Raw genomic sequence first — 13,028 nt, forward strand, 5'->3', positions numbered from 1 at the left:
TTTTATTTTTTCGTGCATATATGATTCTCTTATTTTGATTTTATAATATGAACTTTTGACGCATCTTCTACCCTAAGAGCCATTACTGCCCCTCTAATTAGATATGCCGTTGGATCTCCTCCTGGACTTTTTTGTACACATTCAACAGTAGTTCCCTCAGTCAGCCCAATGTCCTGTAATCTACGTTTTATGTCTTCATCTAACAACATTTTATGAACACATCCACATTGCCCCTTTTTTAAACTGCTCAGTACATTGTCTCTTTCCTGTTCTTTATGTTTACTACGCATTTCTTCTTTCACCTTTCTAAAAAACGTATTTTTTATCTTCTTGTTATACACTATGCTTAAAATAATTGCACGGTTCCTCTCCTTTTCATTTACACATGATTCAAGTTTTAGTATAATTATTTTATCTGAAACTTGTTGTCCCTATATTCAGGAGGATTCACATGAGTACCATTAAAATTATCAAAGGAGATATAACTACAATTACTGTAGATGCTATAGTTAACGCTGCAAATACTACACTTCTAGGAGGCGGCGGGGTAGATGGCGCTATTCACAGAGCCGCGGGCAAGGAACTTCTTGAAGAATGTAAAAGTCTCAATGGCTGTGAAACAGGACAAGCAAAAATCACAAAAGGGTATAATCTACCCGCAAGATATGTTATTCACACACCAGGTCCTATTTGGCTAGGCGGCACTAGCAACGAACCTCAACTGTTAGAAAATTGCTATTACAATAGTTTATTGCTTGCAGAAAAATATGGTTGTAAAACCATAGCTTTTCCTTCAATCAGTACAGGTGTTTATTGCTTTCCATTAGATAAAGCCGCACCCATAGCCTTAAAAACCATACAAAAATTTTTAGAAAAATCAAATTATGTTTGTGAAGTTCAGATGGTATGTTTTAATAATCAAGTAAAAGCAGCTTACTCCAATGCATTGGCAAAGTTAAAAAGGTAAAGGACAGACTATTTTGTAAATAGCCCTTTTATATATAAACGATTCATTTTAGAAGTTAATGCTCCAACTGGAATATTCATTGGGCACACTTTTTCACAAGAAAGTGATTTGGAGCAATGCCCTTGTCCATTTTTAACGTTCTCCCTTATAAATTGTTTTCGGTTACTTCCCTGCCGCTGTTGAGTAGCCACCCTATAGGCTCCATTCATTACAGATGCCCCAACAAAAGAATTATTTAAAGAATAATTGGTACATACCTCCAGACAGCATCCACACATAATACAAGTTGCCGATTCATATTGGTGTTCAAGTTCTTTATTGTTAACAACAGCATCAGAGTTTAACCAAATCTTCATCTTTTTCATATCCTCAAACATTTGGCTTCTGTCAACTCTTAAATCTCTTATAACAGGGAACTTACTTAAAGGTTCCAACTGAACTACTACATTCTGCTGACCCTCTTTGCACAAATCTTCTAAGAATGTAGAACATGCTAACCTTGGTATGCCGTTAATAATCATCGCACAGGCACCACACATTTTCTGCTTACAACTACACTCCCAGTCTATAAATTTAACCATTGTTCCCTCAGCATCCATTAAAGGTCTTCGTTCATTCAATCTGGTTAATACACTAGTAATAGTAGCATCCAATGGTTCATCTACTATAAAGTCTTGGAAATAGCTTTGAGACTGTAAAGAATCATATCTTTTTATTTTTAATCTAAATTCCATCTCAATGTACCTCCTTAAATGCTATGTCGATAGTTCCATCATCAAAATATGATGCTACAGTAGTTTTTCTGTAATGATTGTCATCCCTTTCCGGATAATCTTTTCTAATATGAGCGCCTCTTGTTTCTTTCCTTTCTATTGCACTTAAAAGCAACGCCTTTGCGGCATATAACATATTTTCAACTATAACAGGCTCCGTTTCCGTTAGTTCTCCTGCCCCCATATTCTCTGCCTTGGCTGCTAACACATTTAAATTTCTAAGGCCATTAAAAATTTGTATTTCATTTCGTTCAATTCCCATAGTACTGTTCATTATTATTCTAAGTTCTCTTAAAATAACTGACGGTGGTATATTTCCAGCTTTATATTTTGCCATTTGAGCTTCTCTTTTTATAATTTCATTCTCAGCACAAAGAAGCCTGCTCTTGGTTTTCTCTGCATTTATCAGCGCATCACTGTTTTTTTCAGCTAGGTTAGCCTTATTTACCGCACTTGTGGCAGCTACCGTTCCTCCATAAATTGCACCTAGCGTAGAATTGCCTCCCAATCGGTTGGCACCATGATACTGACAAGCACACTCTCCCGCTGCAAATAAGCCTTCAATTGAGCTTTGATGCTCTTTATCTACATAAATTCCACCCATAAAATAATGAATCCCAGGATAAACTGGTATATATTCCTTTGATGGATCAATTTTTAAATAAGTCCTGCATAATTCCCATATTTCTTTTAATTTAGTCTCTATTTTATCTTTAGGCAAAAATGTTATATCCAGATATACTTGGTTGTCTCCTGATATTCCAAGCTTCAAATCATTGCAAACTCTATATATACATTTTGAAACGATATCTCTTGGGGCTAGATTCCCCTCTTCGGGGTACCAATCTTCCATAAAATACCATTTTTTATTTTCTTTATATGTAAATAGTCTTCCACCTTCTCCTCTGGCTGCTTCAGATATTAACATACGTTTACCGTTTATTTTCACTGTAGTAGGGTGATACTGAATCATTTCGCCATTTCCCAATTTAGCACCTTGCCTAAATACTGCTGCCGTCCCACTTCCATCGGAAAGTAACGAGCCTGTAGTATCACCAAAAATTCCGTTCATTCCACCTGTTGCTAATATTAAAGCGTCACCAGTTATAGCGGTCAGTTTTCCTGTAATGTTGTCTGCGAAAACACCACCCAAACATACTCCTTCATCTATTATAAGTGAAAGGAACTTATAGTTTTCTTTCACTGTAATACTTCCTTTTACGGAAAGTTTTCGTGTCTCTTGTGACAATCCACACATAAGCTGTTTCCCAATGCCTGAGTTTGAAAAAGCCGTACGCATTTTTTTCTGCCCGCCAAAATATCTGAGGTTTATATTACCATTATCATCTCTTGAAAAAATTACACCTAGGCAGCTTAATGTTTTTATGATTTCCGGAGCTGCTTTTGTCATATTCTGTACTGCCTCTGAATCTGCCAGTCCACAACCTGACTTTAAAGTATCTTCATAGTGCTGCTGTTGAGAATCTCCTTCGCCTTTCGTATTTAATGCCGCATTAATCCCTCCGGCTGCCATTACTGATTGAGAGCGTTCTGGTGGATTCTGTGAAATTAACGTAACCTTTGCCCCAAGATCTGCTGCGGTAATCGCCGCAGAAAGACCAGCCAAGCCATTTCCAACTACAATTATTTTAGCCATTATTTATGCCCCCTATCCTAAAAAGTACTTATATAAACCATACAAAGACACTGATTCCACTAGAAAAAATATAGTATATGCCAGATTTCTTTGATTTTTCATTTCTTCTTGTTTGGTTATAACCCCTAACGTAATGGCTGCTTTTGGCAGGCTTAAAACAATATGTGCCCCTACAACAATGGCCATTAAAACTTCACTTATAAAAGTCGTTAATGTAGGCTCTTTAAAAATATATATTCCTGCTTCATTCACATATCCATATGCTGCCATATGGCGATAAATTAGCACTGCTGCTATGATTCCAAGTATTCTTTGAGAATGGGCCCCTGCATTTTTTTTTAAATAAGCCAAGTGCTTACGTTTACCATCTGCAAAAATAACTAACATCATGCTTAAAATTCCATGCAAAATAACACATACCAAAAGTGCATATCCCCAGTATTTTCGAGTAGGTGAATAATCTAAATACCCTGCAAGAAAGAGTCCCATAGTTATTCCATGAATAACAAATAAGATCACCGCTGCCACACCAAGCAAAGAATTAATATAGCGAATCATGCACAATACCTCCTTATATTACTTATCTCGTTGGTACAATTTCCATCCAGTATCCATCTGGATCTGAAATAAAATAAATTCCTATGTTAGGATTTTCAAAGCAGATAGCACCCATTTCTTTGTGCCTTTTATATGCAGATTCATAATCATCCACTCTAAAACCAATATGAATTTCATTATCTCCAAGATTGTATGGTTCTTTTCTGTCTCTATACCAGGTGAGTTCTAAAAGCATTGCTTCCTGTTTGCCTTGTGAACTATCCGACCCTAAAAATACAATTACATAAGAACCATCTTCTGCATCAATTCTTCTTACTTCCGTAAGTCCTAAAGCTTCTTCATAAAATTTCATTGATTTATTTAAATCTAAAACAGTTATGCATGAATGATATGCTGTAAATTTCATATGTTACTCCTCCATTTGTATTTTATTTTTATCATATTATATTTTAACATTTATTCAATTAAACTTAAACCTGAAAACAATAAATAACCATAGAAGGGAAAAAGTGATAATGAACTCCATTATTAACCACGGTTAAAGTTTTTTTGCTTGCAGATAATATGAACATGGAAGGTAAATTTGCAAAAGAAAAACTGAATTCTGATATGAGAGTATCATTCCTGCCAAATGAAGCATTAAAAGCAGTTATAATATTTGCAATAGGCTTTGTGGGTTATGGAGTAATAGAGATTTTATTTAGAGGATATACTCACTGGTCTATGCTTTTAACCGGCGGAGCCTGCCTTCTTACTCTCTACTATTTAAACTTTCAATATAAAAACGCCCCCCTAGTTTTAAAAGCCCTGGGGGGCGCAATTGTCATCACACTCTACGAGTTTACCGTAGGTGTAATTGTTAATCTCTTGTTTCATTTTAATGTATGGGACTACTCAGCCCTGCCTATGGATTTTTTAGGCCAAATCTGCCCATTGTTTACATTTCTATGGTTTTTGCTATGTTTAGCGCTATTGTCTATTTCCAAAGTTCTGTATCGTGCAAGCCGATATTTGATGCCTTAAAAACAGGATCTATACCCTGTTCTTTCTGTTTTTGGTAATCTTTAAGAGCGCCAACAGCAATTCTGCCAAGAAGAAGTATAGCAATAATATTTACTGTAGCCATACAGCCCATAAGAATGTCCGCTAAATCCCAAGCAGTCTGCATGGAAACTTGAGCACCAACAAATACCATAAGAATAGCAAGGATTCTGAATACAAACATAACAACCGGATTTTCACTAATAAACTTAATGTTTGCTTCTGCATAGAAATAGTTGCCAATAACAGAAGTAAAGGCAAACAGACAAATAGCTACGGTTACAATATGAATACCTATTTCCCCAAACTGTGCTGCGACAGATTGTTGAACCAAAGGAATCGCAGTTAATTCCCCACCTGGTACAAACTTTCCACTAAGAAGTACAATAAAGGCTGTAGTTGAGCAAATGATTAATGTATCAATAAATACGGATAATACCTGTACAAGACCTTGCTTAACTGGGTGGGATACATCTGCTGCTGCTGCTGCATTTGGAGCAGAACCCATACCTGCTTCATTACTAAACAAGCCTCTCTTTATACCTATTACCATACAAGAACCTGCAAATCCACCTACAATAGATTGAAAGTCAAAAGCTTCACTAAAGCACACAGATAAAACTTCTGGCAATTTACTAATATTCGTGAAAATAATGATTAATCCAATCAGAATATATATTGAGGCCATAATAGGAACTAGTATAGATGAAACTTTACTAATTCTATGAGCTCCTCCAAAAAACAATACTGCAGAAATAAGTGCAAGAATAATTCCGATTGTCATTGGAACATATGAATCCGAAAAATCAGGTACATAATATTCAAAAGAAGATGCAATATTGAAGGCTTGAAGCCCATTAAAACCAAAGGCAAAACATAATATTAAAAGTATTGAAAAAATAATTCCAAGCCATCTTGCATGAAGTGCAGTTTCAATATAATAAGCAGGGCCGCCTTTAAAAATGCTTCCATCCTTACGCTTATAAATCTGTGCAAGAGTGCTTTCAATAAATGCTGAAGCGCCACCAATAAGACACATAATCCACATCCAGACTACTGCTCCTGAGCCACCAAGCACAAGTGCTGTTGAAACCCCTGCAATATTACCCGTTCCAACTCTAGATGCTGTGGCAATCATTAGTGCTTGAAATGATGATAAACTACCTTCTTTTCCTTTTTCCTGAATAACTCGTATCGCTTCAGGTACCATACGGATTTGGATAAATCCTGTTCTAATAGTAAAGTACAAACCCGTTAAAATAAGTAATACTATTAAGAATTTACTATACAAAAACGTATTAATCTCGCCTAAAAAACTAGTAAACAGTTCCATATAATTTCCTCCTTATTCCTTTATCAGATTAATGTAAAAAACAAAATTAACTTGTGTATTATATCATAAAATATACAGCGTGCAAATAAAAACAATGCTGCCAAATAAAAACAATCCCTTCAAAAAAAAAGAATAATCTGAAATTTATTTTTAAAAACAAAAAGTACATTGTATACTTGTTGTTCAATACCAAAATTGACTTTACTTTTATAAAAAAACAGGTAGAATGAAATGTAACTGAATAAAATTTTGAGGAGGAAATTAATATGAAGAAATTATCATTACTGTTGGTACTAGTTTTAGTAGTATCAGCATTTTTAGTTGGCTGCGGCAGTAAAAGCGGAGAAGAAAGCCAGGCAGCAGCCCCTACTGGAATTACAGTAGATGGAGATGTGATTAAAATCGGAGTTTTTGAACCAACCACTGGAGAAAACGGCGGTGGAGGTATGCAGGAAATACTAGGTGCACGTTATGCAAATCAAATTATGCCTACCATTGATATTAATGGCAAAACATATAACATTCAATTAGAAGAAGTCGATAACCAATCCGATAAATCAGCTGCTGTAACTGCTGCTCAGTCATTGATCAGTAAAGGTGTGGTTGCTGTAATCGGTTCATATGGTTCAGGTGTTTCTATTGCCGCTGGTGAAACCTTTGCAGGCAGTGGAGTTCCTGCAGTTGGTGCTTCCTGCACAAATCCACAGGTTACATTAGGAAATGATTTCTATTTCAGATCCTGTTTCTTAGATCCATTCCAGGGTACAGTTATGGCTTCTTATGCAACAGATACAGGTTATAAGACTGCTGCTGTTATTAGTCAGAATGGTGATGACTACTCAACTGGTCTTGCTGGATACTTTAAGAAATCTTTTGAAGAACTAGGTGGAACAATTGTTGCTGATGAAACTTATCAGACAAATGAGTCAGATTTTAATGCGATCTTAACAAAAATTAAGTCATCTAATCCTGATTGCATTTTTATTCCTTCCTCAATCAATACTGCAACTTTAATTTTACCACAGATTTCTGCAAACGGTATTAAAGCCCAGATCTTAGCTGGTGACACTTGGGAAAATGCAGCAATTATCTCTAAAGATGGCGTTGGCGTTGCATTCTCAACATTCTTCGATGAAAATGATGCCAGCAATCCTGTTGCAACCCAATTTGTTAAAGGATTCAAAGAGTTCTTAAATTCTGATCCTAAAAACATTACTTTCAATGCCAACACAGACACTGTCGCTGCAGTATCAGCTCTAGGTTATGATTCATATACAGCAATTTATGAAGCCTTAAAGAGTCTTGATGGTAAAGATGGAGCACTTACTTCAGTTGCTATCCGTGATGCACTTGTAGCTGTAAGCTTTGACGGCGTAACTGGCCACATTTCATTTGATAAAAATGGTGATGCTATAAAAGATACAGCTTATATTAAAACAATTGATCAAAATTCTCTTACTACTAAGGAATTCAAGTTTATTAAAACTCAAACTGTAAAAAAATAGTAATTTCTTAGCAATATTTAGTCGTTATATCATTAATAGAACTATTTGTTACACAAATCTTATGCGGTAGGGAGGCATTTGGTCCTCCCCCCGCTTTATTTCTTTATTAGGAGGCTTTAAAAACAATGACAGCAACAGCTTTTTTTTCATATTGCTTAGCGGGTATGTCCATAGGTAGTATTTATGCGCTGATTGCCATTGGCTATACTATGGTATACGGAATTCTCAGGCTCATAAACTTCGCTCATGGTGATATCTTTATGATGGCCGCATACTTCATGATATTTGCAATGGTAGATCATAACATTCCATGGTACTTCTCCATGGTTATCATGATAGTCAGCACAGTTCTTCTGGGTGTAGTAATCGAAAAACTTGCCTATAAACCACTGCGAAGTGCACCAAGAATGTCCATTATGATTTCTGCAATTGGTGTTTCTTATTTATTACAGAATCTGGCTACATACTTATTTTCTGCATTACCTAAGCAGTATCCATCCATTCCAATTCTAAATAAAACAATATACCTTGGTGATGTTTCCACTTCACTTGTAACTTTTATTACTCCAATTATAACCGTTCTATTTGTAGTTTTACTTATGCTGTTAATTAAGTACACAAAGATTGGTATGGCCATGAGAGCCGTATCAAAGGACTTCGAGGCAGCACAACTTATGGGTATTAAAATTAACAGCGTCATCAGTTTTACATTTATAATTGGCTGTTTTCTTGCGGCATTAGGTTCCATGCTCTATTTCACCCCAAGACCATCTGTATTTCCTCTGGCAGGTTCCCTTCCAGGGCTTAAGTGCTTTATAGCTGCCGTATTTGGTGGAATTGGAAGTATTCCTGGTGCTGTGGTAGGTGGCTTTATCATTGGTTTTTCAGAAACTTTTATTAAAGCAGCAGGATACTCTGAATTTAGTGATGTATTTACATTTGTGTTATTAATTGTAGTATTGATGTTCAAACCTACTGGTTTGTTCGGTGAGAATTTAGCAGAGAAGGTGTAATTATGACAAAGAAATCAAAAATAATTTGTACCATAATTGCATTATTTGTAATGGCAGGTCTTCTATTTTCTGTAAATGAATTTACCACACAGTCCTCCATGCTTCGCACAATATTGCAATTAGGTTCAATCTATGCTCTTGCTGCAGTATCAATGAATCTGCTGAACGGTTTCACAGGTTTATTTTCACTAGGTCAGGCAGGCTTTATGGCCATAGGTGCTTATGCTTTTGCTATATTTACAATCCCAGTAGATAGCAAACCTAGTGTCTACTATTTATATGGCGTCTCCGATTCACTTGCAAATATACAATTGCCTTCATGGCTTGGTTTAATTATTGCCGGTCTTATAGCTGCATTACTTGCTTCTATAATCGGGGCTCCTGTACTAAGATTGAAAAGTGACTATTTTGCAATTGCAACTTTAGGTTTTTCAGAAATCGTACGTATTTTAGTAGCAAGCTCCATATTTAACAGAATTACAAATGGTTCTCTTGGATTAAAGGAAATACCAGGTTATAGTTCTTACTACACACCATTTATTGTAGTATTTATTTGTATTGTCATTATCGCATTACTTATAAGGAGTTCTTATGGCCGGGCTTTTAAAGCTATCCGTGAAGATGAGATTGCTGCTGAAGCCATGGGGATTAATCTTGCAAAGCACAAGCAGATGTCCTTTATTATAAGTTCATTCTTTGCAGGTATAGCTGGTGCACTTTTAGCCATGTACCTTGGAGCAATCACTTCAACTACATTCCCTATTATGCTCACTTACAACATTCTTCTTATCGTTGTAATAGGCGGTATAGGAAGTATTACCGGAAGTATTATCTCTGCTTTTCTTGTTACTGCTGCTAAAGAATGGTGGCTTCGCTGCCTTGATCAGACTATGATTATTGCAGGTGTTCAGATACCTTTTCTAAGAACAGGTTTCAGAATGGTAGTGTTCTCTATTATATTAATGGTAGTTGTTCTTTTCTGGAGAAAAGGAATCATGGGACAGAAAGAATTATCCTGGGACGGTATCTATCATTTCTTTACGAGAAAATCCCGCAAAGGAGGTGCTGCAAATGAGTAAGCAGAACCTGCTTTATGTTTCAGATGCAACGATGCAGTTCGGTGGTGTTGTTGCTCTAAACAATTTGAATCTTGAAGTGAATAAAGGTGAAATTATTGGTCTTATCGGTCCTAACGGAGCTGGTAAAACAACTGCTTTTAATGTAATTACAGGTGTATATGCTCCTACAAACGGTGAAATCAGTTTTGATGGTGAAATCATAGCCTCTAACTTTCCTCATGGTAAAATGAAGGAACTTTATTCTGGTTTAAACCCTGGTAAATATACCAGTTCTATCGTTCCAACACCAGATAAAATTACTAAAAAAGGTATTGCGAGAACATTCCAGAACATTAGGCTTTTTAAAGATCTTACTGTTTTTGAAAATGTTCTTATTGCAAAACACTTAAATATAAAATCTAATATTTTTGCTGCGACTTTTATGTTTAATCGCAAAGAAGAGCAGAAAATGCGGGAAGAAACCATGGATCTATTAAAGATTCTTGGTCTTGAAAAAAATAAAGATGATATCTCTACTTCACTGCCATACGGTAAACAGAGACATTTGGAAATAGCCAGAGCTCTTGCAACGAAACCTAAGCTATTACTTCTTGATGAACCTGCTGCCGGTATGAACCCACAGGAATCAGACGACTTAATGAGATTTGTATCCCGTATCCGCGATGATTTTGATTTATCCATTCTTACAATCGAACATCATATGCAGTTTGTTATGGGTATCTGTGACAGAATTTATGTTTTAGACTATGGTACTTTAATAGCAGAAGGTATTCCATCAGAAATTCAAAATAACCCTAAGGTTATTGAGGCTTATTTGGGGGTAGACGAGTAATGTTAAAAATAGAAAATTTAAATGTATTTTATGGCGGTATCCATGCCCTTCGCGGAATAAGTCTTGATGTTCCTGACCAAAAGATTATTTCTTTAATTGGAGCAAATGGTGCAGGCAAAAGTACTACACTTAAAGCCATTATGGGACTTGTTCCTAAAACGGAAGGTGCAGTTCACTTTAATGAAAAAGACATTACAAACGCACAGACAAAAGACATCGTGGGTGCAGGGATTGTTCTTTGTCCTGAAGGCCGAAGAGTTTTTCCTGACTTGACCATTGCTGAAAATCTAACTCTTGGTGCTTATCTTAGGAAAGATAAAGAAGGCATAAAAAAAGACAGAGAATGGGTTTATAAACTATTTCCAAGGCTTCTTGAAAGAGAATGGCAGCTTGCGGGTACTTTGTCTGGCGGTGAACAGCAAATGCTTGCTGTAGGCCGTTCTATCATGAGTAAACCTAAACTCCTTATGCTTGACGAGCCTTCACTAGGTCTTGCACCACTTGTTGTTAAAGACATTTTTTCAATCATAAGGCAGATTAATGAAGCCGGCGTAAATATCCTGTTGATTGAACAAAATGCTAAAGCAGCACTGGAAATAGCGGATTATGCATATGTTATGGAAACGGGCAACATCACCCTATCTGGTACAGGTAAAGAACTTCTTGCCAGTGATTCCGTTAAAAAGGCTTATTTAGGAGAATAATGTACAGGGGGCGGTTCAGAATATTCGTCCCCCGCCTTCCCCCTAGTGTTATCTCATCAAAGAGGGATTTAGGTACTTTTTTCTTATGCCTGATTGCTCTCCTTTTAGTTCTAAAATCCTCTTTTAAAAAGTTGCCCTTTATCTTATCCAAAATGGTAGCGAATTTACCTATGCACTGATATCGTTGAAAATATCCTTCTCCATACTTTTAACGAACCTAATCTATAGCTAAGTCTGCAAATCTAGAACTATATAATAAATTATAAAAATAAGCCCATACAACTCATTATGTGTAAGGGCCTATATTAAGTAAATTTACTATCAATTTTTTAACACTGCCTTATTGCTCTTGATTTATAAATTAGCAGTATGCTGAATGAAAGTAATAAAACTTGAGGTAAAAAAATAGCAAAATCCCAGTATGACGTAAACCCCATTAACATGCCTATTTGTGTTAAAAGGGCTATTACTAAAATGACTGACATTATTATTTTTAAAATAATATTCTTATATAACATAAAAATAGCTAACCATGCCACCATTGTAATATAAGGTGCTGCAAAATACAAATCTGTTAAAAAGAATAGTCGTTCACCCAGCTTTAGTATATACGCATCTTGAATTTTCGCTGGCAAGGTAATAGACCATATTGGAGAATAATATAAATACGGTAATAAGACTAAAATCATTGCAATTGCGTTTTTTAAAAACATCCTATTCCGATACCAATTATAAAAACTTTTAAAGCTTTCTGTCATTTGCTTATACCTCCTTTCTTTAGTCATTAAAACCATAATTTTACATATCATTTAATGCTCTTATAATATAATCCTCAATCATCTTTAAATGTGCTAAAAACTATACTCATTTTATAATTTCTTTCTTGTATTATAACTATTTATAATCACTGATAAAAATATAAACAATAACAGATCAGTATCCATGTCATAATTACCGCAATATAAAATTTATGTCATAATTTTATCATGAACCCACAATCTCCCCTGAAACACTCATTATGTAATAGTCTACTTTTACCCCCTCTTTAGGCATCCCCTCTCGCCTATATACAATAATGCTCTTTAAAAATAATTTTTCAAGCCTTTCTGTATGAAATGTTGTCTGGAGGCCATGAAATGTGGTTTTTTATTGTGAAAGCTGCCCTTTAGTTATTTAGCAAAAGAATTACTTAATATTTCACACATAATAAGTACTATATCAGATGATCCATCTGATTTTTTGCAAAATCCATCAAAGGACTTTACAAGGAATAGAAAACTACCATTTCAAGCAATCATTAAAATGATGATTGGCATGGGTGGAAATAGCTTATGTAAAGAAATATATGATTGGTCAATTATGCAGAGGATACAGCATTTGTTTCTGCTTTTATTCCAAAACATTAAAAATGAAGTCGGGTTTGAATATAGAATTTCCTAACAACAACTTTTCATATCTGCATATCATACAGACAGCTTAAAACGTCATCTGCTTTTGGCATGTTTAAATCATAAAAATAGTGAACACCTATGATAGCGTTCACCATTTTCGATATATTAACCTGCT

14 protein-coding genes are annotated in these 13,028 nt (G+C 35.5%); 7 read left to right on the top strand and 7 right to left on the bottom strand.

The window, feature by feature from the left end; translation table 11 throughout:
* Positions 1–29: 29 nt before the first annotated feature.
* A complete protein-coding gene (locus RTW14_RS04730) occupies positions 30–290 on the bottom strand; it encodes a FeoA family protein (protein ID WP_312648545.1) in 261 nt (86 codons plus the stop codon).
* Between the two features lie 161 nt (positions 291–451).
* Between RTW14_RS04730 and RTW14_RS04735 the strand changes: the two genes are divergently transcribed.
* Entirely contained in the window at positions 452–967 is a 516-nt protein-coding gene (locus RTW14_RS04735; RefSeq protein WP_312648546.1) for an O-acetyl-ADP-ribose deacetylase, read from the top strand.
* Between the two features lie 8 nt (positions 968–975).
* On the opposite strand, the gene RTW14_RS04740 is transcribed toward RTW14_RS04735, so the two are convergent.
* From RTW14_RS04740 to RTW14_RS04755, 4 genes are read right to left on the bottom strand one after another with little or no spacing between them, the layout of a single operon-like run.
* Positions 976–1,701: a succinate dehydrogenase/fumarate reductase iron-sulfur subunit gene (locus RTW14_RS04740; RefSeq protein ID WP_312648547.1), complete on the bottom strand. Its 726-nt coding sequence runs from the start codon at positions 1,699–1,701 to the stop codon at positions 976–978.
* A 1-nt stretch (position 1,702) separates the two neighbouring features.
* A complete protein-coding gene (locus RTW14_RS04745; protein WP_312648548.1) occupies positions 1,703–3,397 on the bottom strand; it encodes an FAD-binding protein in 1,695 nt (564 codons plus the stop codon).
* A gap of 12 nt (positions 3,398–3,409) precedes the next feature.
* Positions 3,410–3,955, bottom strand: coding sequence for a hypothetical protein (locus RTW14_RS04750; protein WP_312648549.1), 546 nt, complete (start codon positions 3,953–3,955; stop codon positions 3,410–3,412).
* A 22-nt stretch (positions 3,956–3,977) separates the two neighbouring features.
* Positions 3,978–4,361 carry a VOC family protein gene (locus RTW14_RS04755; protein WP_312648550.1) on the bottom strand — a complete coding sequence of 128 codons (384 nt, stop codon included), beginning with the start codon at positions 4,359–4,361 and terminating at the stop codon, positions 3,978–3,980.
* 164 nt (positions 4,362–4,525) lie between these two features.
* On the opposite strand from RTW14_RS04755, the gene RTW14_RS04760 reads away from it, so the two are divergent.
* A complete protein-coding gene (locus RTW14_RS04760; protein ID WP_312648551.1) occupies positions 4,526–4,978 on the top strand; it encodes a putative ABC transporter permease in 453 nt (150 codons plus the stop codon).
* Here RTW14_RS04760 and RTW14_RS04765 read toward each other — a convergent pair.
* Complete coding sequence (locus RTW14_RS04765) at positions 4,932–6,329, bottom strand: alanine/glycine:cation symporter family protein (RefSeq protein WP_312648552.1); 1,398 nt, start codon at positions 6,327–6,329, stop codon at positions 4,932–4,934. The two genes, RTW14_RS04760 and RTW14_RS04765, sit on opposite strands and share 47 nt — an antisense overlap.
* Positions 6,330–6,595: 266 nt before the next feature.
* On the opposite strand from RTW14_RS04765, the gene RTW14_RS04770 reads away from it, so the two are divergent.
* The 5 genes from RTW14_RS04770 (at position 6,596) to RTW14_RS04790 (ending at position 11,462) form a co-directional block, all read left to right on the top strand.
* Complete coding sequence (locus tag RTW14_RS04770; RefSeq protein ID WP_312648553.1) at positions 6,596–7,834, top strand: ABC transporter substrate-binding protein; 1,239 nt, start codon at positions 6,596–6,598, stop codon at positions 7,832–7,834.
* 125 nt (positions 7,835–7,959) lie between these two features.
* Positions 7,960–8,847, top strand: coding sequence for a branched-chain amino acid ABC transporter permease (locus tag RTW14_RS04775; RefSeq protein ID WP_312648554.1), 888 nt, complete (start codon positions 7,960–7,962; stop codon positions 8,845–8,847).
* 2 nt (positions 8,848–8,849) lie between these two features.
* Positions 8,850–9,926 (top strand): branched-chain amino acid ABC transporter permease, encoded by a 1,077-nt coding sequence (locus tag RTW14_RS04780; RefSeq protein WP_312648555.1) that lies wholly within the window; start codon positions 8,850–8,852, stop codon positions 9,924–9,926.
* Positions 9,919–10,758, top strand: a complete 840-nt coding sequence (locus RTW14_RS04785) for an ABC transporter ATP-binding protein (protein WP_312648556.1) — start codon at positions 9,919–9,921, stop codon at positions 10,756–10,758. Before RTW14_RS04780 ends, RTW14_RS04785 begins: the two co-directional genes overlap by 8 nt.
* Positions 10,758–11,462 (top strand): ABC transporter ATP-binding protein, encoded by a 705-nt coding sequence (locus RTW14_RS04790; protein ID WP_312648557.1) that lies wholly within the window; start codon positions 10,758–10,760, stop codon positions 11,460–11,462. The genes RTW14_RS04785 and RTW14_RS04790 overlap by 1 nt, the downstream gene beginning before the upstream one ends.
* Positions 11,463–11,791: 329 nt before the next feature.
* Here the strand turns inward: RTW14_RS04790 and RTW14_RS04795 are convergent, their stop codons facing one another.
* On the bottom strand, positions 11,792–12,220 hold the full coding sequence (locus tag RTW14_RS04795; RefSeq protein ID WP_312648558.1) for a hypothetical protein: 429 nt from the start codon (positions 12,218–12,220) through the stop codon (positions 11,792–11,794).
* Positions 12,221–13,028 lie beyond the last annotated feature (808 nt).

This window comes from Aminipila sp. (assembly GCF_032051575.1).
Classification (GTDB): Bacteria; Bacillota; Clostridia; order Peptostreptococcales; family Anaerovoracaceae; genus Aminipila.

Bases quoted from the DNA above. Each gene is read 5' to 3' on its own strand.
- RTW14_RS04785 (WP_312648556.1), top strand. From the start codon at position 9,919: ATGAGTAAGCAGAACCTGCTTTATGTTTCAGATGCAACGATGCAGTTC.
- RTW14_RS04795 (WP_312648558.1), bottom strand. From the start codon at position 12,220: ATGACAGAAAGCTTTAAAAGTTTTTATAATTGGTATCGGAATAGGATG.
- RTW14_RS04770 (WP_312648553.1), top strand. From the start codon at position 6,596: ATGAAGAAATTATCATTACTGTTGGTACTAGTTTTAGTAGTATCAGCA.
- RTW14_RS04760 (WP_312648551.1), top strand. From the start codon at position 4,526: ATGGAAGGTAAATTTGCAAAAGAAAAACTGAATTCTGATATGAGAGTA.
- RTW14_RS04745 (WP_312648548.1), bottom strand. From the start codon at position 3,397: ATGGCTAAAATAATTGTAGTTGGAAATGGCTTGGCTGGTCTTTCTGCG.
- RTW14_RS04755 (WP_312648550.1), bottom strand. From the start codon at position 4,361: ATGAAATTTACAGCATATCATTCATGCATAACTGTTTTAGATTTAAAT.
- RTW14_RS04765 (WP_312648552.1), bottom strand. From the start codon at position 6,329: ATGGAACTGTTTACTAGTTTTTTAGGCGAGATTAATACGTTTTTGTAT.
- RTW14_RS04730 (WP_312648545.1), bottom strand. From the start codon at position 290: ATGCGTAGTAAACATAAAGAACAGGAAAGAGACAATGTACTGAGCAGT.
- RTW14_RS04735 (WP_312648546.1), top strand. From the start codon at position 452: ATGAGTACCATTAAAATTATCAAAGGAGATATAACTACAATTACTGTA.
- RTW14_RS04750 (WP_312648549.1), bottom strand. From the start codon at position 3,955: ATGATTCGCTATATTAATTCTTTGCTTGGTGTGGCAGCGGTGATCTTA.
- RTW14_RS04775 (WP_312648554.1), top strand. From the start codon at position 7,960: ATGACAGCAACAGCTTTTTTTTCATATTGCTTAGCGGGTATGTCCATA.
- RTW14_RS04780 (WP_312648555.1), top strand. From the start codon at position 8,850: ATGACAAAGAAATCAAAAATAATTTGTACCATAATTGCATTATTTGTA.
- RTW14_RS04790 (WP_312648557.1), top strand. From the start codon at position 10,758: ATGTTAAAAATAGAAAATTTAAATGTATTTTATGGCGGTATCCATGCC.
- RTW14_RS04740 (WP_312648547.1), bottom strand. From the start codon at position 1,701: ATGGAATTTAGATTAAAAATAAAAAGATATGATTCTTTACAGTCTCAA.